Annotated in this window: 19 protein-coding genes and 5 pseudogenes; 8 read left to right on the plus strand and 16 right to left on the minus strand. The window is 67.5% G+C overall.

Annotation, left to right across the window (positions count from 1 at the left end; all coding sequences use genetic code 11):
• Positions 1–9 precede the first annotated feature (9 nt).
• The gene (locus AB0M67_RS27795) at positions 10–162 is read left to right on the plus strand and encodes a DUF1330 domain-containing protein (RefSeq protein WP_365750048.1); all 153 of its coding nucleotides are present in this window, start codon (positions 10–12) and stop codon (positions 160–162) included.
• Here AB0M67_RS27795 and AB0M67_RS27800 read toward each other — a convergent pair.
• From AB0M67_RS27800 to AB0M67_RS27830, 7 genes and pseudogenes are all read right to left on the minus strand, one after another.
• Positions 159–797, minus strand: a complete 639-nt coding sequence (locus tag AB0M67_RS27800; RefSeq protein WP_365749783.1) for a hypothetical protein — start codon at positions 795–797, stop codon at positions 159–161. The genes AB0M67_RS27795 and AB0M67_RS27800 overlap by 4 nt on opposite strands.
• A gap of 832 nt (positions 798–1,629) precedes the next feature.
• Positions 1,630–2,427: a carbohydrate ABC transporter permease gene (locus tag AB0M67_RS27805; RefSeq protein ID WP_365749785.1), complete on the minus strand. Its 798-nt coding sequence runs from the start codon at positions 2,425–2,427 to the stop codon at positions 1,630–1,632.
• 89 nt (positions 2,428–2,516) lie between these two features.
• Positions 2,517–3,128: a sugar ABC transporter permease gene (locus AB0M67_RS27810; protein ID WP_365749787.1), complete on the minus strand. Its 612-nt coding sequence runs from the start codon at positions 3,126–3,128 to the stop codon at positions 2,517–2,519.
• 134 nt (positions 3,129–3,262) lie between these two features.
• Positions 3,263–4,161, minus strand: a pseudogene (locus AB0M67_RS27815) (phosphotransferase).
• Positions 4,162–4,338: 177 nt separating this feature from the next.
• Entirely contained in the window at positions 4,339–4,737 is a 399-nt protein-coding gene (locus tag AB0M67_RS27820) for a helix-turn-helix domain-containing protein (RefSeq protein ID WP_365749789.1), read from the minus strand.
• Entirely contained in the window at positions 4,697–6,184 is a 1,488-nt protein-coding gene (locus AB0M67_RS27825; protein WP_365749791.1) for an FAD-dependent oxidoreductase, read from the minus strand. Before AB0M67_RS27825 ends, AB0M67_RS27820 begins: the two co-directional genes overlap by 41 nt.
• 54 nt (positions 6,185–6,238) lie before the next feature.
• Positions 6,239–6,502, minus strand: a complete 264-nt coding sequence (locus tag AB0M67_RS27830; protein ID WP_365749793.1) for a LacI family DNA-binding transcriptional regulator — start codon at positions 6,500–6,502, stop codon at positions 6,239–6,241.
• A gap of 41 nt (positions 6,503–6,543) precedes the next feature.
• On the opposite strand from AB0M67_RS27830, the gene AB0M67_RS27835 reads away from it, so the two are divergent.
• Entirely contained in the window at positions 6,544–6,990 is a 447-nt protein-coding gene (locus tag AB0M67_RS27835; RefSeq protein WP_365749795.1) for a hypothetical protein, read from the plus strand.
• A 37-nt stretch (positions 6,991–7,027) separates the two neighbouring features.
• On the opposite strand, the gene AB0M67_RS27840 is transcribed toward AB0M67_RS27835, so the two are convergent.
• The 3 genes and pseudogenes from AB0M67_RS27840 to AB0M67_RS27850 form a co-directional block, all read right to left on the minus strand.
• Complete coding sequence (locus tag AB0M67_RS27840; RefSeq protein ID WP_365749797.1) at positions 7,028–7,291, minus strand: hypothetical protein; 264 nt, start codon at positions 7,289–7,291, stop codon at positions 7,028–7,030.
• Between the two features lie 251 nt (positions 7,292–7,542).
• Positions 7,543–7,791: a hypothetical protein gene (locus AB0M67_RS27845; protein ID WP_365749799.1), complete on the minus strand. Its 249-nt coding sequence runs from the start codon at positions 7,789–7,791 to the stop codon at positions 7,543–7,545.
• Between the two features lie 148 nt (positions 7,792–7,939).
• A pseudogene (locus AB0M67_RS27850) lies at positions 7,940–8,297 on the minus strand (transposase); the annotation flags it as partial.
• A gap of 429 nt (positions 8,298–8,726) precedes the next feature.
• Here AB0M67_RS27850 and AB0M67_RS27855 point away from each other — a divergent pair.
• A pseudogene (locus AB0M67_RS27855) lies at positions 8,727–8,804 on the plus strand (transposase); the annotation flags it as partial.
• A 20-nt stretch (positions 8,805–8,824) separates the two neighbouring features.
• Positions 8,825–9,052: pseudogene (locus AB0M67_RS27860) on the plus strand (transposase); the annotation flags it as partial.
• 380 nt (positions 9,053–9,432) lie between these two features.
• Here AB0M67_RS27860 and AB0M67_RS27865 read toward each other — a convergent pair.
• Positions 9,433–12,585, minus strand: coding sequence for a CHAT domain-containing protein (locus AB0M67_RS27865; RefSeq protein WP_365749800.1), 3,153 nt, complete (start codon positions 12,583–12,585; stop codon positions 9,433–9,435).
• A gap of 77 nt (positions 12,586–12,662) precedes the next feature.
• Here AB0M67_RS27865 and AB0M67_RS27870 point away from each other — a divergent pair, with 77 nt between their 5' ends.
• From AB0M67_RS27870 to AB0M67_RS27880, 3 genes and pseudogenes are all read left to right on the plus strand, one after another.
• Positions 12,663–13,037: a CATRA system-associated protein gene (locus AB0M67_RS27870; protein ID WP_365749802.1), complete on the plus strand. Its 375-nt coding sequence runs from the start codon at positions 12,663–12,665 to the stop codon at positions 13,035–13,037.
• Complete coding sequence (locus AB0M67_RS27875) at positions 13,027–14,577, plus strand: CATRA conflict system CASPASE/TPR repeat-associated protein (protein WP_365749804.1); 1,551 nt, start codon at positions 13,027–13,029, stop codon at positions 14,575–14,577. The genes AB0M67_RS27870 and AB0M67_RS27875 overlap by 11 nt, the downstream gene beginning before the upstream one ends.
• A gap of 84 nt (positions 14,578–14,661) precedes the next feature.
• Positions 14,662–14,844, plus strand: a pseudogene (locus tag AB0M67_RS27880) (IS21 family transposase); the annotation flags it as partial.
• Between the two features lie 146 nt (positions 14,845–14,990).
• Here AB0M67_RS27880 and AB0M67_RS27885 read toward each other — a convergent pair.
• Positions 14,991–15,413 (minus strand): hypothetical protein, encoded by a 423-nt coding sequence (locus AB0M67_RS27885; RefSeq protein ID WP_365749806.1) that lies wholly within the window; start codon positions 15,411–15,413, stop codon positions 14,991–14,993.
• Positions 15,414–15,691: 278 nt separating this feature from the next.
• Between AB0M67_RS27885 and AB0M67_RS27890 the strand changes: the two genes are divergently transcribed.
• Positions 15,692–19,186: a helix-turn-helix domain-containing protein gene (locus AB0M67_RS27890; RefSeq protein WP_365749808.1), complete on the plus strand. Its 3,495-nt coding sequence runs from the start codon at positions 15,692–15,694 to the stop codon at positions 19,184–19,186.
• A 429-nt stretch (positions 19,187–19,615) separates the two neighbouring features.
• Here the strand turns inward: AB0M67_RS27890 and AB0M67_RS27895 are convergent, their stop codons facing one another.
• From AB0M67_RS27895 to car, 4 genes are all read right to left on the minus strand, one after another.
• On the minus strand, positions 19,616–19,948 hold the full coding sequence (locus AB0M67_RS27895; RefSeq protein WP_365749810.1) for a hypothetical protein: 333 nt from the start codon (positions 19,946–19,948) through the stop codon (positions 19,616–19,618).
• Entirely contained in the window at positions 19,945–20,442 is a 498-nt protein-coding gene (locus AB0M67_RS27900) for a DUF1990 domain-containing protein (RefSeq protein ID WP_365749812.1), read from the minus strand. The genes AB0M67_RS27895 and AB0M67_RS27900 overlap by 4 nt, the downstream gene beginning before the upstream one ends.
• Before the next feature lie 234 nt (positions 20,443–20,676).
• Positions 20,677–21,048, minus strand: a complete 372-nt coding sequence (locus AB0M67_RS27905; protein ID WP_365749814.1) for a hypothetical protein — start codon at positions 21,046–21,048, stop codon at positions 20,677–20,679.
• A 123-nt stretch (positions 21,049–21,171) separates the two neighbouring features.
• Entirely contained in the window at positions 21,172–24,561 is a 3,390-nt protein-coding gene (gene car / locus AB0M67_RS27910; RefSeq protein WP_365749816.1) for a carboxylic acid reductase, read from the minus strand.
• Positions 24,562–24,709 lie beyond the last annotated feature (148 nt).

Raw genomic sequence — 24,709 nt, forward strand, 5'->3', positions numbered from 1 at the left:
TCCCGGTTCGTGGTCATCGAGTTTCCCGACATGGACCGGATCCGGGAGTGGTACGACTCCCCCGAGTACCGGCGGGCCCGGGAGATACGAGAGGACAAGGTCCGGGTGGGCATGCTGTTCGTCGAGGGCGCACCGCCTGAGGGCTTCTCCCTCCCGGCCTAGCCATGCCGCTGGTGCGCTGACCGGAGAGGGTTGCCGGGCAAGGCTCGCGGCGTCCGACGGTGCACCGGACGCCGAGGGCTCCGTAGGAGGTCTCGGTACCGGAGTCCATGCCCCTGAAGGCGATCTTCAGGGGCATGGAACGAGTTGTGGTTGATCCGTGTGCCGATGGCATAGGTCTTGACTCCGAGGCCGACCTGCGTGAACTCGTTGTCATGGATGTGCGCGGATACGGCCGGGTCGGTGACCGCGACAGCGCCGCTGAGCTTGTACTTGGGGCTGGCAATGCCCTTGCCGTCGGCGTTGTCGAAGACGACACCGTTCGCGAACCGCAGTTGAGTGACATCGATATGGCTGCCCGCGAGCTGCAGCATGTTCCAGCCCGTGGGGTTCGACAGGGTCGGCGGGGTGCCGGTGCCGAACGCGGTGACCGTGATGGGGGCGGAAGACGTGCCCGAACCGTTCAAGGTCGCGCTGCCGGTGAACGTCTGGCCCCTGCGCAGGGCGACCACGTCACCGGGTGACAGTGATGCGGCGGTGATACGGCTCAGTGTCTTCCAGGCGGTCGCGGAAGTCGTGCCGGCAGCAGTGTCGTTGCCGCTCTGTGCGTCCAGGTAATAGTTCTTCCCGGTTCCCACGGGTGTGGGGTTGCCCGAGGTCTGAAGCCGGTCGGTGGAGACGGTACGGCCGCCGCCGCCCGGGACACGGCCGGCACGGTCTTCTTCGGAATGGAGATGGTATCGGCGTGGGCCGGGACTGCCGCTGAGAGCGTGGCGAGAACAGCGATTATGAGACCTGCCGTGGTGTTTCGCAGGTGGCGGATACGGCGTGGAGCGTCGGCTCTGACGTGCACGCGATTCTCCTATCGCCTGGACCTTGGTGTCTCAATGGCCCGGGCTACTGCCCGGGTTGCCTGTCGTGCCGCTTCGACAACGCCGGTTCCGCGGGAGAGGTGCACCGCCGTGACGCCGGCGAACCCGCCGCCGGCCCTTGTCGTTCAACCGTGCGCCGTAGAGACCGCCCACCGTGCCGCGGCCTCGGTACTCGCGAGCGACATCTCCTGCCGGGTGAGAACGACCTGGGGAGTGAGCACGTCCAGTGCACGGGTGACGTCGTCCGTCAGCAGCAGGAGATTCGCTTTCGGGGAGGAGCACGGTAATGCTGTTCTCACCGTCGGGCGTCACAGTGATCAGAGCGTGACCACTGGGTCCTTCCAGGGCACGGAACTGTGAGGTGTCGGCCCCTCGCCGTACGAGCTCTGCCTCCCGTACGCGGCCGCCCTCGTCGGATCCGCGACGGCCGGCGAACGACGCTGTGGTGAGGGTCGCCGCGGCGGCCGCCCGGTTGAATCCCTTTTCCGCCCGGGTGCCGCTGATGGTTGCCGCCCAGGACAGTTTCGCCTGGAGCGGGGCGACGGTGGAGTATGGGCGACGAGGTCCGGATTCGCGGATCCGACGACGGCCACGCGGGTCAATTCTTACTCCCCGTGCCGGCAACCGATGCGACGAAGTAACGCTGCAGACCGAGCAGAACCGCTGCGGGGATGATCGCCAGCACCGCTGTCTCGGCGAAGACCCGGCCGTAGTCGCTGCTGAACGCGGCAAAGGTCTTGGCGATGGCGACGGGCGCCACATCATTGCCGTCGCTGGTGGTGACAAGGATGGGCCACAGGTATGCCTGCCACTGGAAGAGAAACAGGATGAGACCGGTACCGATCAGTGCCGGACGTGTCAGTGGCAGGTAGATCCTGAGGAAGATGCGCGGCCAGCCGGCACCGTCCACGCGCGCGGCCTCGGCCAGCTCCGGCGGGATACCCAGGAAGAACTGACGGAGTGTGAAGATGGCCAGTCCGTTCCCGAGCCCGGGCAGGACCAGGGCGGGAATGCTGTTCGTGACGCCCCAGTCACTGAAGGTGTGCGCCAGAGGGATGGCGATCGCCTCGAACTCGAAGGGGACGAGGAAACTCAGTACAACCATGCCGAAGACGATCTTGCGTCCGGGAAAGTCGACGACAGCCAGCGCGAAAGCCGCCATCGCCGAGATCACCATGCCGAGGACAACGGTCACAGCCGCGACGATCACACTGTTGGCGAGGTTGCGCGGGAAGCCGTTGTCGATCGCCGAGTGAAGGTTCCCGAGCGTCCGGTGAACGGGCCAGAGCATGTGCCAGCTCATGGACGAGCTGCTGGCGAAGGTCTCGGTGGAGCTACGGGAAGTGCTGGCGACGAGCCACAGGACCGGCAGCAGGAAGCCGACGGCTACGACCAACGCGAGGACCGTCAGTACAACACGGCCTGGGCGGATGCGTGTCCGGGGCGCGAAGGCGCCCGAGTCCGGAAGCGAGATGCGGTTCATGATCAGCTCTCCTCGGCGCTGCGCAGCAGCCGGAACTGGACCGCGACGATGACGATCATCAGGGCGAACAGTACGAGGAGTTCCACCGCGGCGGTATGCGGATCGGACAGCTCGAAGCTGTTGTGGAAGATCTCGTACATGAGGAAACTCGACTTTCCCTGCGGTCCCCCGCCGGTCAGGATCTGCACGGGCGCGAACAGCACAAAGTTCGAGACAGTGTCGGCGACCAGGACGAACAGCAAAGGCCGGCGGCGCAGCGGAAGCGTCACCGACCAGAAACGGCGCAGAGGCCCCGCCCCGTCGATCGCCGCCGCCTCGTAGTACACGGCCGGGATGTCGTTCAGCCCGGCGATGAGGAAAATCATCCAGTACCCGACACCGATCCAGCTCGCGATGAGGATGATGCTGCCGACGACCTGCCCCTGTCCGGTGAGGAAAGGCTGCTGGTGGATGCCGACGGAGGCGAGCGCCGCGTTGACGGGACCGTCCGGGCGCAGCGCGATACCGCACACCACCGCGGACCCGGTCATCGGGACCGCCGCAGGCAGAAAGACGAACGTGCGCCAAACACCAGTAGCCGGCAGATTCTGGACCGGACGCTGGATGCGGCGCATGCGGCGTTGCAACCGGGACCGAGCAGTTCTCGGTCTGCACGGTTCCGACGGCCGGGACTGCTCCGACCCTGTCAGCGAGTGGACGGAGCCTGAAAGGCACGGTCGATAGATGCCGACGTCGATCGATGCCGACGTCAAAGGCCCTTCAGGACACGATCAAGCGCCGACCGGCCTGCAGGTCCCCAATTCGGCTTGCCGCCAGGCAGGCCGCGGTCCCCGTTCTGGCCCATCAGCATCAGGAACAGGCTGTTCATCGCGGCCAGCCCGCGCGCCCGTCGGACCGCTGCCTCGTCCGCCTGTGCATAGCTGTTGAAGAACCGTGAGGCGCCGCCCGCAGGGAGCAGCAACCAGGCGGCCGCAAGGTCCCAGGCCGGGTCGCCGGCGAAGACTGCGCCGAAGTCGACAATGCCCGCCAGTGTCCCGTCCACGACGACGACGTTCGCGGGATGCAGGTCGCCGTGCACCCACACCCGCGGGCCTTCCCACTCGGGAGCCGTGACCGCGTCGTCCCACACCGCGCGGATGTCGTCGTCGACGAAGCGGCCCAGGTCCACGGCCCGCAGGAAGTTCTCAAAGCCCTCCGTGCACATTTTGGGGTGACCGCCGCGGTCCGAGGCGTCCGGCGCTTCGGCGGGCGCCTCCACATGCAGCGCCTGAAGGAAGGCCGCCAGGATGTCGGCCGCATGGTCGCCGCGGGTGATCGAGCCGTGGTCCAGCGGTGTGCCCTCAACCCATGTCATGCGGTCCAGATTTTGAGGAAGCGCTCAGACGGCGCACCCTCGCGCACGGGGACCGGGATCGGCAGTGGCAGGCGCGAGGCCAGGGTCGGCAGCCACCGGCGCTCCTTGAGCTGCATATCTGGGCGGGTGCCCATCCGCTGCATCCGGACCGCGAGCTCGTCCCCAAGGCGTCACATCTGGTTGCCCCAACCGCCTTCCACCTGGCGGATGGGCAGCGCGGCCAGGTCCGGATGCTGGTCCCGCAGCAGGTCTCGGACCAGATCCTCGCTGATGTCGATCTCGGATTCGATCATGCGCAGTCACAGTACTTGAGGCAGGTGGAGGTGACCTTGCTCTTTGGGGGGGAGGTCTGAGTACGCAGGATGGGTCGGACGGACGTGCGCCGCGGGCCTGTTGGGGTGGTGCAGGCAAGGCTGTGCACGCCGATCTTCCGGGAGTTCGGCGTGCGCGAGTGGGCTGGAGTGCCTGGGTTACCTGGCCGGGGGCGGGCCGGTGAGATGCCGACTCGCCGGGGGGGGCGGCTCCGACGCGGCCGCGATGATCGCCGCGTCATCGATGCTCTTCGGCCGTCCCGGACGCGGCTCGTCCTCCAGCCCTGCCGGCCCGTGCGCCCGGAACAGCTCCTGCCACTTGATCACCGTCGGCCGCGTCGAGCCCACCGCGGCCGCCACCGAGCCCGTTCCCGCGCCTGGTTGCGCACACGCCAGCACGATCCGCGCCCGCTCGACATACCCCGCCCGAATCGACCATGAGCGGGACCACGACCTCAACGTCAAGCGGTCCTGCTCCGAGAGCAGCAGCGGGGCAGGCTGCAACGGGGCCGTGCCATCAGAAGCGATCCGGGCGGCAACCTGACAGAGCCGACTCAACGGTTCCGTCGACCAACTCCCGCGCGACCAGACGGCCCACGGCCGCGGCCAGCGTGACCGCCGAGTGCATCACTGCCAAGTAGAGGCCGGGGACCTCGGCGACCGGGCCGACGATCGGCTCACCATCGGCCGGCATGGGACGCGCTCCGAGTCGGGTGCTGAGCAGCTCGACGCCCCCCGCGCCATGGAAAGTGGACCGGACAGCGGCAAGGGTCCGTTCGGGCGAGTCCGCGGCGGCGATCAGCCGGTCCGCGGCGACCTGCCGAAGATCGAAGTCCTCAGTGTTGACCACGGTACGGACCAGACCGGCCGGGGCGCGGAGCCGGAACAGCGGCGACGGCGACGGTTCGACCGGGACACGCACGCCGAGCGACGCGCCCAGCGCGGCCGTGGCAACTCCCGCCGCCAGCACCACCGTCGCACCGGAGAGGAGTCCTGCTGCCGTCTCAACCCCGGCAATCCGGCCCGCAGCATCACGGCGGACCGCGGTAACCCGCGCGTCCAGATGTACCCGAGCTCCATGGGCACGAGCAGCCGCGACCAGCCGCTCGGCCACACCCACCGAGTCAACAGCCCCGTCACCCGGAGCCCAGACAGCCCACTCCGGAGGCCGCCGAAGGGCGGGCTCAAGCGCCGCCACGGTGGCCGCGTCCACGATCGTCTGCCCGGGCCCGGCGTCCGGCGCACTGTCCTGCCCGGTCCAGCTCAGCGAGCCAGACCAGGTAACCGGGAGCCCCGGCAACTCGGCCCCGAGCCGGTGGTACTCCGCCGTCGCGGTGGCCCGCAGCCCGGCGGCCGGACCCTTACGCACGCCAGACGCCCCGACCCACGCGAACGAGTCCGCCGTCACACCGCCGCCTGGCCGCCCGGCGTCGACCAACGTCACCGCGGCACCCGCCCGGGCGGCATGGTAAGCCACCGACGCGCCGACAATGCCGGCGCCGACAACGACCAAGTCTCCACTCACCGATGAACTCAACACGTTCACGACCCTAGCGTCCACCCGCACGGCCTGGTCAACGCCCACCGACCGACGACCGCACAGACCACCGGCACTCGTGAACACCCCCCGCAGGTAAAAGGGCCGCAGGCCGTGATCGCGCAGAGCCTGCCGGTAGCCGTCGAGACGAGCCGAACCGGGAGCGACACGCACGGGCCCGGAGATGATGCCCAGGTTCCGATGACCCCGACTGTGCAGGTAGGCGACCGCATCAGCGGCGATCCTCTCGTCGTCGGAGGACACCACATCGGTCGATGTCCCGTGCCGGGGCGAGCCGACGGTCACCACCTGGGCCCCGGAGGTGAGCAGGGGCTCCAGCATCCGGTCCGGTACGTCGACGGCGGCCACGACCACCCCGTCCACACGGCGCTGGACAGCCTCATCGAGGAAAGCCTCGATCGGCGGTGTGCCCGCTCCGACGTCCGCCAGCAGGGACGACGTACTCACGCCCACCGACCGCTTGCTGGAGACCACGTGCGAGGGCGGGATAGAACGGGTTGGTCAGGTCCTGGACGACAAGTGCGATGGTCTGGCTGCGGCGACCGGAGAGACCGAGAGCGAAGAAGCTCTGCTGGAACCCCATCTCCTCGACCGCACGTGCCACCTTGCGGCGCGTGGCATCGGAGACGGGCCGCCTGCCGGCAGCACGTGCGAGACGGTCGTCTTGCTCACTCCGGCCCACGCCGCCACGTCCGAAATGGTCGTGGGCCCCTTCGGGCCGACGGCTTCCAAACCGGTTTGCCTCGTGGCCGTGCCCCGATTCACGCGGGCGCCGAGTGGCTGAACGGATGCCCTATCGTCATCACATGACAGGGATGGGCGGCGCTGTGATCGCCGACGACGACGTCCTGACCCTTCTCGTCGAGCGCGTTCCCGAGACCAGGCATCTGGTCGAGGAGAAGTACGGGCTCCGACACGAGGAGGCGCCGCCGACAGCCGGCACAGGGCCCCACCTGTATGAGAACCTGCTCGACCTCCTGACGAGGCCAATTCTCCTGCCGGCCTTGGAGCATCCGGAACCGGGCAGCGATCTGCTGCGGCGATGCTTCGGTTTCGTGGAGGACATCTACAGCGGTGCCGGGGAGCATCGGCGCGGCGCCGTCTACTTCCAGATACTGGAGTGCCTCCTTGAAGCAGGGCCGTATCTGGAGAACGCCATGCCCTATCTGCGAGGGCCGGTCAGGGAGCGGGTGTCGCACATGCTCAAGCACTACGAGGTCGAGGGCTACGAGCACGGCCTGTCCTCGCTCTGAACAGCCACCGAGCGGGTAGCCGTCCGGCCCCGGCCGATCAGGCGCGGAGCCAGCCGGCCAGGGCCGCGACGGTTACGGTGCCGAGGAAGACACAGCCGCGCTTGTCGTAGCAGGCAGCCACGGCTCCAGCTCGCTTGAGCCGATTGATCGTCCGCTCAACGGTGTTGCGCTTCTCGTACCGCGCCTTGTCGAAGCCGGGCCGTCCGCGCCGCGTGAGCCTTCGCGTAGGCGGGCGGCCCGGCTGCCGGTCTTCTCCCCGATCGCGTAGCGGATGCCCCGCCGTCGCAGATACACGCGGCAAGGATTGTTGCTCTATGCCTTGTCCGCCGCGACACCGTCGGGATTCCTGCGGGGCCCGCCCGATCTGATCCGGGAGACACGGATCTTCGGCGCGGCCGGATTCGACGGCGACGCGGCGATGCGGACGGTCTCCTGGTCGTCGTCGCCCCCGATGATGCCAGCGTTGTACCGCGTACCCTTGCCGTTCGGCGCGACGCCGAAGACCGCGTCCGAACTTTCACTGATCGCAAGGCTGCGGATCGAGGGACTCGCTTACTTCAGGCGTGCGGCGGGCAGACGGCGCCAGGCGCGTGTGAACCGCACGAGTGCTGCGGTCACACCGATACCGAAAAGGAAGACCCCCAGGCCGGCGTTGCGCAGGACTCCGAAGGTGGTTACGACGGCGACAGTGATCAGGGAGCCGGAGAACAGCACCTGGTGTCGCGGATCACGGAACCTCGCAAAGCCGAGCAGCGAGATCACGAGCCACCCGACCAGGAAGCCGATTCCCATGAAGGCCATGGACATCTCTCCCCACGGACGGCCAACATTCCATGCTGATCGAACTTCGATGACACGAACCTACTGGTCGTCAACCTTCAATGGCAATGATCAAAAATCAATGGGACAGGATCAAAGGGTGTCCGGCGCCACTGATTCCTCATACCGTTTACCAAGCAGCGAGGGCAGCAGGCGACGTGAGCTCGCAGTGTCGTCCGTCGCGCAAGCGGGCCCAGATTACGTTGACGCGGCGACGGGCGAGCGCGAGAACAGCCTGAGTGTGGCGCTTCCCCTCGGCTCGCTTACGATCGTAAGACCGACGGGATTCCTCGTACTTGCGCATGCTGAACAACGCGGAGGTATAGAGGACACGATGAAGTCGGCGGTTGCATCGCTGCGGACGGCGTAGGTTCGTTCCCGCTGATCTTGCCGCAGTCGCGTGGGACCGGCGCGACGCCGCCGAAGCCGGCGAGGCGGTCCGGAGCGCCGAAGACGCTCATGTCGCCGGTGGCAACCAGGAATTCGGCAGCCGCGGAGCTGGGCGAGCGAGGACTGAAACAGGGTCAGTTGTAGAGCCTGTGCTCCCTGAAGATGCCCGCCATGTCGCTCCTGTCCTCTACCCCACTCGCCGGCTCCCGGTCTTCCATACGACTGATCCCAGGACTGGCGCTCTGCTCTTCCTCCGACCGGGGTGCAGCGCTCGCGCTTGCCGCACCGGTACCGGCAAGAACCCCCGCTGCCACCAAAGACAGCACTGTTACACGGGAAATGCCACGCATTCAGACCTCCTGGATCAGAGCACTCCCCTTCATCCAGCCACGCCGGAACACCGAACCCGCGCCCGCCACGCGCGACAACCAGGAACTACATCCATACGAGTTCACTCACGCGGTTGGGGGCACCGAAACTCGTTGAGACATCTCTGGACAGATCACTTGGATACACGCGACAGTCAGCCAGAACACGACCTGCGCGAGACCATGAACGCCATCCTGTATGTGGACCGCACCGGAGTGCAGTGGCGCTACCTCCCCTCTTGCCACTCTGGGAGACGGTCCGTAGAGGGTTCATAAGCCCGCACACGAGGGCCGGTTCCCCAGCCGGTGCACCGAAACCGTCCCGGCCCGGGCCAGGTCGACCACCGGGTGCGAAGAACCGCCGCCCAGCCACCCGTCATGACGTGGGCCGAGTGCTCGCCGCCGGTGAGGCGTTCAGCCGTCCCGCCCACCACAACGTCGGCACCAAGCCCCGGCGCGGAACGCTGACCCCACCCCAGAACTGAAAGCTCACTCCTCGTCGCAGGAATCGGCCTCGCCGTAATAGGACATGCCGTGAAGCCCACGCGGTGACCCCGCCGACCGAGCCCCGGAAATTGAATAACGAGGTACCGCCTCGCCGCCATCCGCGCCCGCGCCGGACAACAGCAGGCGGTCGGGTGAGCAGCGAGGGACCTTCCGGCCCCTCAGTTCTCCAGGAACACTGACGCCACCACTCTTACGCACCCCACGAGCTTGCCAGCATGTCGAGGTCTTCGAGCCCCCGGCGTCGTGGCGTACGTTCCACTGGCCATAGGGGCAGAAGCGCGAATCATGGAACTGCTGGCGACCGTGTGTGCCCGCCCGCGACACCACCGCCCTATGGACCACGCACCTGGCGCCGTGCTCAGGGCCCCACATGGAGATAGGTGGCCCATACCGTGGGGCGATCCGGGCTTTCCCGGCGTAACTTGGCCACGGCCGTGTGCAGCGCTTCGGCCGCGTGTGTCGCGTCCAGCCGACCGGGCTTGAGGGTCAGGCGCTGGTACACCGTCCGTGTGAGGTCTGGGGACACGATGTCACGCACGGCCCACTGCGCTGCGATCACGTGCCGGAATCCCGCCAACTGCATGGCCCCGGCCAGGTGGAGCGGTTCGTCCGGGAGCAGTGCAACACCGCGCGCCGTCTCGCACGCCGAGAGGAAGGCAAGGTCGGGGGAGCTTGCGTAGCAGGAGGCGAGGTCGGATACGGTGACCGGCCCGTCGTAGCAGCTCAGGGCGCTGAGCGAGGGATCTGCGAGGTTCTGCTTCCCATGTCCGGCGAAATGCAGCCACCCATGCTCCGGCAGCATGCTCAGCAGACGTCCCCGCGTCGCGTCAGACCCCTTCAGCTCGGTGGCATGGCATTGTGCGGTGACATTCTCCAGCTCCAACAGTGCCCCCGGCAGAGCTGACTGCGGCTCTCCGGGGATCTCGGGCACCGCCACGGCCAAGACCCGGTTCCGGGCGGTTGCCGGGGTGTGCACGTTTCCGGACCTGGAGACGGCGAGCGCGCGGACGGTGGGGGTGTAGGAGCTGATCACCCGGTACGGCACCGCCGTACGTTCCGGTCCGGCGCCGCCCTCGTCGTCGTAACGGCCGGCCGCGTGCAGAGGCAGGAGGCTGAGCAGGCCGGTCGGACACCACCAGAGCCGGGGCAGGGTCTGGTGATAGCCGGTCCCGTCCATACCGAGGGTGTCAAGTACCGGCTCCGCGATGACATCCCACAGCCAGGGAAGAAGAGTGTCCAGTTCACTCTGCAGCCGTGTGTCATCCCGGAGTTCGACCAGACTGATTCCAGCGGCCTCGAAAGCTTCGGCTCTACGCCGGAGTTCGCCCCACTCCAGCGACGGCAGAGGAATGTGCACCGGGGGCCCGTCGGGAACGACGACGATGGCGTCGCACCTGTTCGAGTCGGTGTTCACTACGACGATGGGTCCGTCGGCTGCGGCCGCCCGGAGCTTGTCATACTGGGGGGTGTTCCAGGCCAGGTTGAGGTCGGGCAGGCGGAGTATCTGGCTTCGGAGGTCTTCCCATTCGCGGGCCAGCGCATGACGGTAGTCGGCAGATGCCTTGGGGGATGCCAGTTCGGCGGCGACCTGTTCGACGCGGGCTGCCAGTTGAGGATCGGCTCGGGCGAGGTCGGAGGAGGTGCCGTGCCGCACTTCTGTGGCCTGCGCCAGCAGGATGCCTCGCCCCTGTTCCAGAAGCAGGACCGCGTGCTCCGTGCGGTCGAGTGACAGCGCGGTGGCCGCCGCGGCGGTGGCAAGGCCCGAGACTTCGGTCAGGAACCGCTGGCGGTCACTCAGGTCCAGCCCGAGCCATGCTGTTTCCCGCTGGAGCTCGATTGCCTTCTCGTAGCTCTCCAGCGCACGCTGCGTAGCACCGGCTTTCCGGCGCAGGGTTCCGAGGTTCATCGAGGCGATCAGCCTGAGGAACGGGCGCGCCCCGGCGGTGTCAGCTGCCTCGTCCAGCAGTGCGTCGGTCTCTTGTGCCAGGTCAGCGGAGCCTGTCTCGGCGGTCCACGTCAACAGGGAGTTGGCGAGGTTCGCCGCTACTTCGGGCCGCGATGGATGCGTGGATCGGATGCTGTCCAGCAACGCACGCCCCAGCGAGATGCTCTCTTCGAGATCCGGCATGGAGCGCGAGGTTTGGTAGCGGTGGCGCAGGGAGACGAGGAGCGTGTTGATGAACTCGGGCCGCCGGGCATCTACGCCGTCGACTTCGGCCAAGGCCCTGCGCTGGCATTCAATAGCCCGGTCCAGGGTTTCGATCTCTCGGTCGTGCAGATGGCGTTGACGGTAGATCCTGCCGAGAGTTGACAGCCGGGAGGGGAGCTCGATGTCGTGGCGCGGAGTAGCCTCGACTGCCGCCTTCGCGAAGCCCACCGCCTCCGCGAGGGGTTCCGTCTCTTTGGTGGCTATGTGCAGCAGAAGGAGTGCGCCGGCCAGGTTGGCCTGCACGACCGCATGCTGCCTGGACGGCGGTGTCGCCAGAGCGAGCCGGAAGTGCTCGATCGCCTCGGTCAGATCCTCGCGGTCGCCGTGACGCTCGTGACGCGCACCGAGTGCGTTTGCCAGGGAGGTGTGCCAGACACCGCGGTCGGAGCTACCGGGAGGCGCCTCATCGACCGCGACGCGCGCCACGCGGATGGCTTCCGTCAGGTCGTCACTTGAATAGGTGAGTTCCGCGCGCCTTCGTAGAACTGAGCTCAGTCCTGCCAGAGCGCCGCAGCACAGAACGCTTCCGGAATCGAAGGCTTCGGCGGCCGCACGGAACCGGTGCATCGCCTGGTCGAGGTCGGCCGGGTCCCTGGTGAGAGAATGCCGACTGAGCAGCACTCCTGCCGAGGTGTAGAGAAGAACAGCATGCCCCTCATTCCCCGACTGCGTGACGGTCAGGCCCGCCTCGGCAAGATGGATCGCCTCTGTGAGGCGTGAAGGGCCGCCGGTGGAGTCATGGCGGCGGGTGAGTTCGAGGACTCTCTCAGAGACGAAGGGGCCCCAGTCCTCCCGGGCGATGCCTGCTCCTTCGAGGGCTTGCCTCAGGCGGGCCGCAGATAACTTGTCCACGCCCTCGCCCGCCCCATGCCGCGAATCGGGATCGATATGCGTGAGGCTCCGGCGATACTCGCGGGCCTGCACCGAGCGCAACTGCACGGCCAGGGGGATGCTTCCCAGGAACTTGGCTGCGAGATCGACCTCTGGCCGGGCCGAAGCCGGAATGGCGTCGGGAGCGTCCGCGTGCAGCATGAGGAAGTAGGTGAGGGCTTCCACGCGTTCGTGCTCGTCCCCACACCCCTGCTGGTACCGGTACCAGTGGCTGCGGGCGAGCGCTGCGATCTCGCCTTTGCGGAAGACCGGCTCGCCCTGTGCCGGAAGGAAGACCAGTCGGCGCAGGCACGCGATCAGTTCCAGAGTGTCCGTGCGCTTGATGAGGCCAGGGCGCTTCCAGACCCGTAACCTCCTTAGTCGGCGCTCCAGTTCGCCGGTAATTCGCTCTCGTTCCTGATGCTCATGCATGCGTCCCCCGTGATCGGCTCAGGCATGTGCTCCCGATAGGGTAATTGATAGAACACGGCGACCAGGGACGGCAGTTGATGGCAGATAGATTCGAACCGCCCAAAGCAGCTCAGGAAGAGGCCCTCGAACTGGAAGAGGCTCTGACCACGTTACGAGGGCGCCTCAGAGTGGTGGCGGCTTCCCGCCTCACCACATCGCAGTGGGAGGGAATCGAAAGGCTGTTGCCAGCCGCGCGGCAGGCCGTCACGGACGGCAGCCTGGCCGACGTTCAGCGCGTCAACCGCCAGCTCCTCGATATGGGAGCACACCGGATCAGACGGTTTGAGGAAGAGGACCGCGCCGCCCCGGCACCGCCTCTCGTACTCGAACGCCTCAATGAGACGATCGAAGCAATTCCCGGCTTGCCGGAGATCGCCGAACCCCCGACCCTCACCACCGACAATGATCGGTAGGCGCTCCCTCCTCCTACAAGTCTTCCTGCAGGCGACGCCAGGAGGCGAAGCACTCCTCCGCGAGCTGTGGCAGTCCTGCGGGGCGTTGGGCATGTCCGAATCCGCCCCCGGCAGCGCGCGCGACCTACCGGCCCCCAACCCCACGGCCGACCGGGACCCCTCCGAGTCCGTGCTGGTACTGGCCGCCCGCGGTACGCCACGCAACTGCGAACGCACGGACCAGGCGTTCGCGTTCCAGTCGCACGATGCCTACGGCTGTGTCGTGGCGCTGGCCGGTGACGGCACTGAGGACTGGGCGTCGCTCGAACGCCGCTGGGAGGAGGTCGCGCCGACTCTCCAGGCCAGTCCCCCAGCCGTCCTGGGGGAAGTGCGGCTCCTGAGGGGGGTGTGCGAGGGGACCGCGCCCTTCGACGAGGTCGCCGCAGCTCTGGCACACGAACCAACTGCGACGGGACAGGCGGTTCCGAGCCAGCAGATGAGGTGGTCACGCGTGAGCGAGTCTCTCGCCCTGTGGGACACATCACCCGAGCCGCGTTCCGCCACCCGCACACTCGTGGTCGTGGCCGCCGATGCCACGGGCCACCTCGACGGCGACGCATTGGACGGACTCCTTGACGAATGGTCATGGGTCAGCGATCGCCCCTGGCCATCTCCTCTGACCCGCTACCTGCTGCAGTCGGTGAAGCTACGTCACCTCTTGGCGGTCAGAGACCGCCACCTGCCGGCCATACACGGCCTGCGACACGACGTGGACGCGCTCATCGACGAACTCGTAGGGCTCCACCGGCGCGTTGGCTCCCCCACCGCCTCCGTAGCGGACGGTAGCCGACTCATCGACGACCTGATGAGGGCCGAGACTGCGCTGGGCCGCCTCCAGGTACGCCAGGCCGAGGGCCTGATCGGCACCCTCACGACCCTCCAGAGAATGCGCCGCTCCGCACAGATCGCAGCGGCCAACATGGCCGCCTCGGTGCCCATAGAGCCGGGCCGGCGGCAGGGAGAGCCCCTCGACACCGATCACCGACTGGGTCAGTGGCTGGCAGAGCAACTGGACGACGACGCCTACTACCTGGAGGCGGTCCGCCAGCGGGCCGACGAGGTGGGCAGGGTAGCAGGGGCAGTCACCCAGCAGATGCTTCAAAGACATCAGCAGCATCTCCTCCAGGTCCAAGGCGCTGTGCTGGGCGGCATCCTGATGGCACTCGCGGCGATCCAGAGCATCGGCTACAAGGTGCCGCTGCCCGGCCCTCTGGGCGGTCCCGTCATCGCCTTGGCCTCGGCTCTCGCGCTGACCCTTCCGGGCGCGGTCATCCGGTGGTCACGGCCGTTCGGGCGGCAGGCACCGCTGAGACAGTTTGATCTGCTGACCGTTGCCCTGACGGGGGCCGCAGCGGGGTGGTTGGTTGTCAGCGCGTTGTTCGTATGGGTGGGCACGGTGGCGGCCTCCGTGTGGAGCGTGTCCGGCGCAGTCGTCGGCGCGGGTCTGGCATTGTTCACCGCGATCGCTGTCGGACGGCGGATCCACGACGTACAGCGATGAGTAAAATCGAGGCTCACGCGCCCGGGCGCTGGCGAACGGCGTCCTTCAGCACGTCGAAGTCTCCGTTGAGCCTGTCGTCCAGCCGCGGCGTTCGCCGCCTGGGTGCCGCGACGACGGGCCCAGACCCACAAGACACACCAGGAAGTCATCGGGCATCGCGCCGCCCGGGACCACGCGGTCCTCACGCCACTGCCGCCGACTCCGTATCTGGTGGCCGAACGGCACCTGCGGCAGGTCGGCAAGGACCGCCTGGTCGCCTTCGGCGGCGGCACCGGTCCGCAGTTGTAGACCCCCACCGTCCGCAGGCCGGGCGGGCGTCGCCCGCCCGGCCTGCCCCAACGACGAGATCAAAGTCGGCCGCGAGTCGCGAAACTCACGGAGTACACGTAGCAGTCACTGGAGAGCAGAGCGCCTCAACCGGCCACGAGGTAGAGGTACACATAGCCCTCGTTGCCGTTCCACCAGCCGCTTCGCTTCCACGCGCTCCAACTACCGTTCGTGGAGCAGTCCGTTACCCACACGCGCCTCCCCGCGCTGTTCGCACTGTTGCCGATGTCGCCTCGCCCCTCGGCGCAGTAGCCGTCGGTGCGGGTGTCCTGGACACGGATGTTGAGGCTGCTCTGAGTCGTCCCCCCGTAGGTACGACGGCACTCCTGGTACTGCAGCATGCCGCCGGTGATCCTGACGGCACTCCCGTTCCAGCAGCTCTGGCTCGCGCTGGTGTCCTGTCGCGGGCTCTGCGCGGTGGTGCCGGCTGATGCCGACGGTGCCGCGACGAGACCTGCGCTCAGTGCCAGCGTGGCTGCTGCCAGCGCGGTCCGGGCCTTCATCTGCATGATGTCTCTTCCCTTGTTGATCGGGCTGTTGTGGTGCTGCGTGCTCGCGGCACCAGGGATCCGAGGCAGCGGGCCATCGACCGGCTGGCCTCGGTTGATATCGACTGTCGAGGCCCGGAGATTGTTAAGCAGCCCCCCTCCGGGCCGGCGAACAAAAGGAAGGGGGGCGATGAGTTCGGCCGGTCAGTGACTTGTACAGCGCTCCGGTGTCTTCCTACGGTTGGCCCCTGCCCGGCACCCATTCACGGGGGCGGCTGCGAGGACGGGGAGAGGACGGGATGGGCCGTCAGGAGAGCCCGCTGGACCCGGCGCAGGGGACTGTGCAGCGGTTCGCCTTCGAGCTGCGAAAAGTGCGGCAGCAGGTGGACGGCATGACCTATCGGGCGATGGCGCGGAGGACCGGGCTGTCGGCGGTGACGCTGTCGCAGGCCGCCGCGGGGCGGAAGCTGCCCACCTTGGAGGTATTGCTGGCCTATGTGTCGGCATGCGGTGGTGATGGGGAGGAGTGGGAGCGCCGCTGGCACGAAGCCGTTGGAGAGGAAGCCGCGCAGGAACCGCCCCCTGAGAACGCCGGTGATTCGCCCTATCGGGGCCTGGCCCGGTTCGAGGTGGCTGACAGCCTGTTGTTCTTCGGGCGGGACCGGCTCGTCGAGGATCTGCGGGACATCGTGCGTCGGCGGCGGTTCACCGCACTGATCGGGCCGTCCGGCAGCGGGAAGTCCTCCTTGCTGCGCGCCGGACTGATTGGCCGCCTACGTGAAGAGACAGACCCGGCCCTGCGCCCGGCGGCGATCCGCGTCCTCACCCCTGGCCCTCGCCCTGGCCTCGACCGAGCACACCTGCTCACACCCAAGGACGCCGACGGCGACACCGTCGTGGTGATCGACCAGCTCGAGGAGGTGTTCACGCTCTGCTCGGACCCGGCCGAACGCGCATGCTTCATCAACGCCCTGCTGGCCGCCGGCGCACCCAACAGCCGCTTACGCGTCGTCATCGCGGTACGGGCCGACTACTTCGGCCGCTGCACGGAATTCCGCGACCTGGCCGACAACCTCAACGACGGCACGCTGGTGGTGGGGCCGATGACCCCGGCGGAGTTGCGCGACGCTGTCATCAAGCCCGCGCAAGCCGCCGGCCTGACCGTGGAACGGACCCTGACCGCACGGATCTTGGGTGAGATCGCCGACGAGCCCGGTGGATTGCCCCTGATGTCCCACGCCCTTCTGGAAACCTGGCGCCGACGCAAAGGGGGCATGCTGACCGAGGCCGCTTACGAAGCCATCGGCGGCGTCCACGGCGCCGTCGCCAACACCGCCGAACATTTCTACACCGGATTACCACCCGCACAAGCGTCGCTGTCCCGCCGCATCCTGCTCCGTCTGGTCACCCCCGGTGAAGGTGACCAGGACACATGCCGGCCCACCAACCGCGCCGAACTCGACACCGGCCGCCTTCACGACACAGCCGTGGTCCTGGAGCGCCTGACCCGCGCGCGGCTGATCACCCTGGACGAGGGCACCGTCAACCTCGCTCATGAAGCTCTGATCAGGGCCTGGCCCCGTCTGCGCGCATGGATCGACGCCGAACGTGACCGCCTACGTGCCCACCGCCGGCTGACCGAGGCCGCCCGCACCTGGTACGAGCTGGGTCATGACCCAGGCGCGCTTTACCGGGGGACCCGCCTGGCCATGAACCAGGAACTCTTCGCCTCATCGGAGCAGCACGCCGCCCTGACATCTGTGGAACGGTCCTTCCTCACCGCATCGATACGCCGGCACCACCGCGCTACGAGACTGCGCCGCGCTGTGACCGTCGGCTTGGTGGTGCTGGCGCTGCTCGCCTCGGCCGCCGCCATCACCGCGTACCGCCAGAGCACCACGGCGCGGGCTGAACGGAACACGGCCATCTTCCACCAAGTCAGGGCCCAGGCCGACAGCCTGCGGGGTTCTCAGAGTTCCCTGGCGGCCCAACTCGACCTCACCGCGTACCGCATGCGTCCCACACCGGAGCTGTACACACGCCTGGTAACCGGTGCCAACGGCCCTTTGTCCGCTGCCCTTCCCGGGCACACCGGGATGATCGCCTCCGTGCGATTCGGTCCGAACGGGCGTGACTTGGTGACCGTTGACAGCGATGGCGTGGTGGCCCGGTGGGATCTCACCCACTCTTCTCATCCAGTCTCTGTGGGTAAGCCGCTCGCCGGTCGGAGCGAAGCCGTCACCGCTGTGGCCGTAAGCCCGAACGGAAACCTGCTGGCCATCGCGGACGGCAAGGGCACCGTACGGCTGTGGAATATCACCGATCCGCGCCGCCCGAAGGGTCTGGGAGAGCCGTTGACCGGACACTCCGACTTGCTTTGGGGTATGGCGTTCAGCCCGGACGGCCGCACCCTGGCCACCGCGGAATTCGACGGCGCGGTGAGATTGTTCAGCTTGGTCAACCCTGGCCATCCCAAGGCACTCGGCGAAATGCGAACCGAACGTGACGATGTAATCCACTCTCTCGCCTTCAGCCCGGACAGCCGCACCCTGGCCACCGCTGCCGGCGACGGGACGGTCCAGCTGTGGAACCTCGCCGACCGCGCCCGTCCCGAAGTCTGGGGAGGACCCCTGAACGGGCATACCAAATTGGTTCGGTCGATCTCGTTCAGCCCTGACGGTGGCACGCTGGCCAGTGCGTCCCACGACGGAACAGTACGGTTGTGGAACACCGCCAACCTCGCCACTCCGACGCCCCTCGGGCAACCCCTGACGGACCACACGAATATCGTCTCCTCGGTGGTTTTCCGTCCGAACGGCCGTACCCTGGCCACTGCCGGCGACGACGGCAGGGTGCGCCTGTGGGAGTTGCCATCCGGCGTCGTCACCGGTCACAGCCAGGCAGTCGTCTCGACCGCGTTCAGCCCTGACGGGCACACAATGGCCACTGCGGCATACGACGAAACGGTACGACTGTGGGACGCCCGCAGACTCTCACACCCAGAACCCCTCGGAACGTTGTCGCTACCGAGCACCGCAATCTCATCCGTGGTCTTCAGTCCGGACGGACACACCATGGCCACCTCAAGTATTAGGTTGCCCCAGGGCGGCATGGTGCGCCTGTGGAACATCGACAAACCCACCGATCCAGAACCTCTCGGTGCGCCTTTGACCGGCCGCAGCGGGGGAATCGAGTCCGTGGCATTCAGTCCTGACGGACAAATCCTCGCCACCGCAGGCAACGACAGCACGGTAAGGCTGTGGAACATCACCAACCCCGCCCACCCCACACCCTTAGGAAAACCTCTGACCGCGCACAACGAGGCCGTCTACTCCGTAACCTTCAGCCCCGACGGACAAACCCTCGCCACCGCAGGCAACGACAGCACGGTAAGGCTGTGGGATATCACCGATCCCGCCAACGCGGCACCTCTCGGCAAGCCCCTCACCGGACATACCGCAGCCGTGAGATCGGCGGTCTTCACCCCGGACGGAATCACCTTGGCCACGGCGTCCCACGACAATACGGTAAGGCTGTGGAACGTCACTGACCCCGCTCACGCCACACCCCTCGGCAGCCCCCTCACCGGACATACCGCAGCCGTGAGATCGGCGGCCTTCACTCCGGACGGGACCACTTTGGCCACGGCCAGTGAGGACTTCTCCGTCAGGCTCTGGCAATTGAAAGTGGATCGGGCCTCGGAACAGATCTGTGCTATCACCAAGGACGCACTCACACGCCAACAGTGGGAGAAACGCATACCGCAGCTTTCTTTTGATCCACCCTGCACCTGACGATGTCGAAAGGCGGTTGGTTCCGCGAGCTTTGGACTCAAACCCATCAACGGCCGGTTCCGTTTCGGTTCCAGCCCGCGATCGGCACTGAAGGCGCGACTGTACGGTGAGCGGTGTAACTCCTGAGCTGGAACGGCAGTTGATGACTGACGTGACGGGTGAGACCGAGTCCCTGGAGACCACGGGAAGCCCGCTGGATGCTTCGGGTGAGAAGTTGGTCGGGGAGCTGATGGGAAGGGCTCAGGCCGGCGGTCGGGAGAACAATCGCGACGGGCACCGCTCGAAGACGGTGACGACCGAGGTCGGCCCGGTCCGGATCGCAGCAGGAGATACCGGTCGTCGCCGGTGTTCTTGATCCGGGTCTTCGGCCGGGCGGGTTCTTGCCGAGCCGGGCAGCCCGTCCGAAGCGAGTGCCCCACTCCTCTGTGATCAGCCCGACCAGTTCCCGCGGCGCCTGACACGCGACTTCCAGGGCAGCCGCATGGCCTCGGTGACCAGCTCAAGGCACGTCAGGTCCCGGACGGCACTCAGGATGTGCGTGGAGTCGGTCCGCTGACGTCCTCGCGCCGTGACCAGTCCGGCGGCCCTGATTCTCTCCAGGACGAGGCCGAGGAGTTTGTCAGCCCTGCCGTCCTCGGCCAGACGCTCGCGGCAGTCCGTCAGGACGCCGTGGTGGAAGCCGGGATCGTCCAGCTCCGTGCCGTGACGGACCCGCTGACCAGTAACGTTGTGGGTGGCTGCAGGCCGGGCGGCCGAGTTCACGTCGTTCGGGCCAGCCGCTGTAGGCTTTTGGCGTATCGGCGTGCCACGGCCTGTTGAAGCAAGCGTCCGCACGGTCCCATCGCCTTCGTGTACCAAGCCGAGGGTCTGCTGATGGCGACGATGACGAAATCAGTGGAGTTGTCCGGCAGGCGTTCCAGAACGAACGCCTCTTCGCCGCACTCGGGGTGTCCGGTGAGTGTCCCGTACGCAAACCCGGTCCGATGCTCCTCGTTGACGGTCCACACGACCTGGCACGGCGCCCGAAGCGGTCCCGCCCGCAGCAGAACCTGTACGCCGGGCGCGGCGTACGGAGTGTCATTCGAGACACGGATCAAGGGGGTGGCCCGGTGCATGCCCCACCCGAAGAGTGCCTCGACAGCACGGTCGTACGTGCCGAGACCCAATGGCGTACGGAGCTGCAGCACGTGGAAGCCCGGGGGTGTCGGTCCGCTCTTCGCCGTCATTCCCACGTCGGAGTAGGTCAGATTACGCATGCCCCCATCATGCCCCTCTGCTACGTGGGAGCGTCACGGTGGACCCATGCTGAACACACTGCGCGGATGAGGGCCGGGGAAGAATTCCCCGGCCCTCGGCGGCCGAACCAGTCGGCACGTCAGACGCCGGCGGACACCGTAGCCATCGCGCAGGCAAACAGGCCGCAGGCGAGCACGACTCCGGCACAAATCCTTGCAGTCCTGCGGCCGGGCATACGCGGTGGTCGCGCCGGCCTAGACGAACTCCACGACACGGCAGCCCTGTTGTGCGGGGTTGGCCTGGCATTGCGCGGCAGTGACGGCCTCGGTCGGCGAGATCACATACTTCGGGCGGACGAGCTTCTGACTGCCGCTCGTGGTCGTCTCGGAGACGAACGTCAGTAGCGTGTCGTCCACCGCGGATGCGCTGGACGCCAGCGGCCACGTGGTCGTGCCTGCGGCCTTGGTGAAGACAGCCACGTTGGACTGGCTGTCCTTCAATGTGAACGACGTGCCGGTGAGCGACCCCGTGAGGGCGGGCGACTCATAGCCGGTCTGGGGAGCCCAGCCGCCCTGCGGGGCGGCGGTGATGGCGATGGCCGCACCGTCGGCGTCCAGGATCTCCACCGAGGTGTCCGAGGTCTTGCGCAGCTGAGTGAACTCGCTGCTCTCCTCCCCGTTGACGGACGAGGTCCAGCCGGGCCCGGGCCGGGGGAGACCCGACCGGAGACTTCGCCCGATACAGCGTGGTCAGGCGGTCATCAGGCGCCGCAGGTCCGTCACGTACTTGCGGATGAGGGTTGGGGACAGGCGCGGCACATCCCGATCCGGTCCGATGCCGGCCTCCCGGACGGCCTCCCGGAAGCGGACCGACGGGACGTCCGAACCGGGCACCGCCTCTTCCGGTTCCTGGAAGCCTTGCAGCAAGGGAAGGACGGAGTACTGGCGCTGTGCCTCGGGCAGGTTGCGCAGGGCGGCTTCGATGCGGACGAGCCAGTCGCCGTAGCCCGCGATCCGTTCGATACCGTGGCCGTCCTCGATGAGCCATTCCACGAACGTGTCGAGTGAGATGCCGTCATCGTGCGGGTTCACCAGGTTGAAGGTCCGGTACCCGGAGGTGCTCCGTCCCAGCGTGACGACCGATGCCGTGGTGAAGTCGACGGGCAGGCCGTCGTAGTGGGCCCGCGGCCTCTCGCCGCTGTCGGTCCGGTAGAAGGAGTTCGGGGCCACGCCCGTCGCGAGGAGAGTGAACAGCAGTCGGCTGAACATGTCGTGCACGTTCAGCTGCCCGGTGTACCGGCTGTGCGCGAGGATCATGTTGGAGCGGAACACCGTCACCGGCAGGTCACACAGGTCGTGTGCCTCCCGCAGCAGCACCTCCCCTGCCCACTTGCTCGTCGTGTACCCGCCGGCGTATCCGTCGTCGACAGGCTGGACGGGCAGCGCGGCGCGCACGTCGGTGTCCTCGTCGAGAGGCTGTCCCCTCCGGGATCTGGACACGGCCACGCTGGAGATGTACGTGAACGGCTTGAGCCGTTTGGTCAGGGACAGCCGGATGAGCTCCGCGGTTCCGAGGACGTTGGCGTCGAACAGGTAGTGGTAAGGCAGCATGTGGTTCACCAGGGCGCCCGCGTGGACGATCAGGTCCACCTCACCGGTCAGCCGTTCCCACGTAGCCTCGTCCAGGCCCAGCCTTGGCTCGGCGATGTCTCCTGCCAGCACTTCCAGGTGCTCTGCGGCCAACTCCTCGAAGGTGTGGGTCAGTTCGGAGTCGTCGCTGCCGAAGGCATCGGCCAGTCGTTTCCTGGCGGCGTCCGGGTCCTTGCCCCGGACCACGACGATCAGCTTGCCGTCGGCCGGGGCCAGCCGATGGAGCCACTCAAGGGTGAGGAAGCGCCCCAGGTATCCGCTCGCGCCGGTCAGCAGAACGCGGCGTGGCTCCCCGGCAGGGCGCGGGAGGTGGCGGGCGCCGTCGAGAGTCGCCGCATCGATGAACCGGCCCAGGATGAGGTCCTTGGCGTGCGTCTCGGTGGCGTCCTCGCCGTGCACCGACGCGAAGGTGGGGCGCGTCGCGGTGGCCGTGCGCTTGGACTCCACGTAGGCGGCCAGCTGCCGCAGGTCGTGCGCGGGGCTGATGATGACGTCGACCGGTACCCGGACACCGAAGGTGTCGTGCAACAGGTTCGACAGCGATATCGCGGACAGCGAGTCGCCGCCGAGGTCGCGGAAGTGCGCGGAGGGACTCACCTCTGTCATCGAGCCCACCAGCAGCGCCCGCGCGGCCCGCTGGACCGTTTCCAGCGCCGGCCGGTCGCCGCCTGTGCGGCGCAGGTCGAGCAGCTCCTGGGTCTCGTGGGCCGAGATCTCGGCGTACAGCTGCTCCAGTCGCTCGCCGTAACGCTCCACGAGCTTGGGCCACAACAACTTTCGCTGGTCCGAGAGCAGGCCGTTGGCCTGGCTGAACGGCTCGGCCTCAAGCAGCAGACCCCTGGGGATCTCGTACGAATTCAGGCCGGTGTCCTTCGCGATCCGCCGGAGCGAATCGCTGAGCAGTTGTTCGAGACGTTCCCGGTCGTCCCCGTACCGCCGCAGGGCATCCGGGGTGGGCACGACGACAGCGAGCAGGTAGGAGCGCTCGCTGTTGCCGTAAAGGAAGATCTGCCGCACCAACGGGCAGGCGGCGAAGATCGATTCCAGCCTGCCGATCGCCACGAACTCGCCCTGGGACAGCTTCAGGACACTCTTGCGGCGGTCCACGACGGCGATACGGCGTGGACCGAGCTCCGCGACGATGTCACCGGTCCGGTAATAGCCGTCCTCGTCGAAGAGCTCCGCCGTCAGCTCGGGCTGCTTGTAGTAGCCGGGGATGCCGTCGGCCTTCAGCAGGAGCTCGCCGCGCGGGTGCGGCGCGTCGGTACGGAAGTAGCCGAGCTCGGGCACGTCGGCCAGCTTGTAGTCGATCACTGGTGGGTTCAGCAACTCGCCGTTGACGGCGATGCCCGCGACCTCCGTGGAGCCGTACCCGGTGTGCAAGGGGACGCCGAGTACTGCCTCGGTGAACTCGGCCAGTGTCGCGGACAGCGGCGCGGAGCCGCAGCTGGCCGAGCCGACGCGCCCTCCGAGTACCTCTTCGCGGAGATGCTCGCGCACCTGTGCCGCGGCCCGCTCCGGGTCGGTGCCCGCGGAGGTCCGCCGGTCCAGCTCGCTCTGGTAGAGCTGGTGGAGCATCTCGCACACGCGCGGCACGAGGTACAGCTCGGTGGGCCGTACGAGAGCGAGGTCCTCGAAGAATGTCGAGAGGTCACTGCTGGCGGTGAAGCAGCTGGAGCCGCCGCGGGCCAGTGCGTTCGTCAGCAGGAAGTGGCCCGCGAAATGGCTCAGCGGCGTGTAGTTGATGGTGACCGTGTCCGTGGCGGTCCGCTTCGTCCGGTCCTCCCACATCACCCTGGCGAGCCGCTCGGGGTACATCGCACCCTTCGGCGTTCCCGTACTTCCCGAGGTGTAGATGAGCATCGACAGGGGATCCTCGTCGTCGCCTGGAATGTACAGCGGCGCCTCGGGCAGGCCCGCGCCGCGGTCGAGAACCGCCGACAGGGCGACAACCTCCACGTCCCGTCCGGCCTCGGCCAGGCGGTCGCGGGCGGCGGCGAATCGCTCCGCCTGGTCCTCGGCGCGCGGATGGTAGTCGAACACGAGCAGCCGCTGGACCGAGGGCGTGCGCAGGGACAGCTCCGTCGCGGTGTCCAGTCGCTCGATGCTCGTGGCGACGAGGACCGGCTCGGTCTCCGCCATGATGGACGTCAGGTTCTCGGTCGGTGAACTGATCTGCAACGGAACGTTGACGGCGCCCAGATAGCCGCACGCCAGGTCCAGTGTCGCGTAGTCCCGGCTGGTGAAGCCGAGGAGGGCCACACGGTCGCCCGCGACGAGAGGGCGCCGCGGGTGGTGGTGCCATTCGCTCGCCACCGCGCGGATACGGCTCCACAGCTGCCTGTAGGTGGTCATTTCGTAGCGCGGCAGCAGACGGACCGAAACGCGCCCGGTCCGGGCGTCCCGCACGAACTCCCTCGCACGCTCACCGACGGCGGGCCGGTCCTGATAGCGCTCAAAGGCATGTGCCATTACTTGCGCGAGTCGCACGGTGATCTCCGCGTCGGATAGTTGGCGGACTTGTCTGGAGACAGCCGGCCTGTCGGCCTGCGGCTTCCCCTCGCCGGGCGTCGGCGGGCCGTTTCTCCAGGGCGCGACCTTCTACAGGTGCTGTGTAGTCAGCGGATATTACAGAACC

Origin of the sequence: Streptomyces sp. NPDC051662, from assembly GCF_040681655.1 — a bacterium.
Lineage (GTDB): Bacteria > Actinomycetota > Actinomycetes > Streptomycetales > Streptomycetaceae > Streptomyces.

What these genes read in the sequence shown, in the direction of transcription:
- AB0M67_RS27835 (WP_365749795.1), top strand. Translation starts at nt 6,544, where the DNA reads ATGACAGGGATGGGCGGCGCTGTGATCGCCGACGACGACGTCCTGACC.
- AB0M67_RS27885 (WP_365749806.1), bottom strand. Translation starts at nt 15,413, where the DNA reads ATGCAGATGAAGGCCCGGACCGCGCTGGCAGCAGCCACGCTGGCACTG.
- AB0M67_RS27870 (WP_365749802.1), top strand. Translation starts at nt 12,663, where the DNA reads ATGGCAGATAGATTCGAACCGCCCAAAGCAGCTCAGGAAGAGGCCCTC.
- AB0M67_RS27865 (WP_365749800.1), bottom strand. Translation starts at nt 12,585, where the DNA reads ATGCATGAGCATCAGGAACGAGAGCGAATTACCGGCGAACTGGAGCGC.
- AB0M67_RS27900 (WP_365749812.1), bottom strand. Translation starts at nt 20,442, where the DNA reads ATGCGTAATCTGACCTACTCCGACGTGGGAATGACGGCGAAGAGCGGA.
- AB0M67_RS27890 (WP_365749808.1), top strand. Translation starts at nt 15,692, where the DNA reads ATGGGCCGTCAGGAGAGCCCGCTGGACCCGGCGCAGGGGACTGTGCAG.
- AB0M67_RS27875 (WP_365749804.1), top strand. Translation starts at nt 13,027, where the DNA reads ATGATCGGTAGGCGCTCCCTCCTCCTACAAGTCTTCCTGCAGGCGACG.
- AB0M67_RS27845 (WP_365749799.1), bottom strand. Translation starts at nt 7,791, where the DNA reads ATGGCCTTCATGGGAATCGGCTTCCTGGTCGGGTGGCTCGTGATCTCG.
- AB0M67_RS27810 (WP_365749787.1), bottom strand. Translation starts at nt 3,128, where the DNA reads ATGCGCCGCATCCAGCGTCCGGTCCAGAATCTGCCGGCTACTGGTGTT.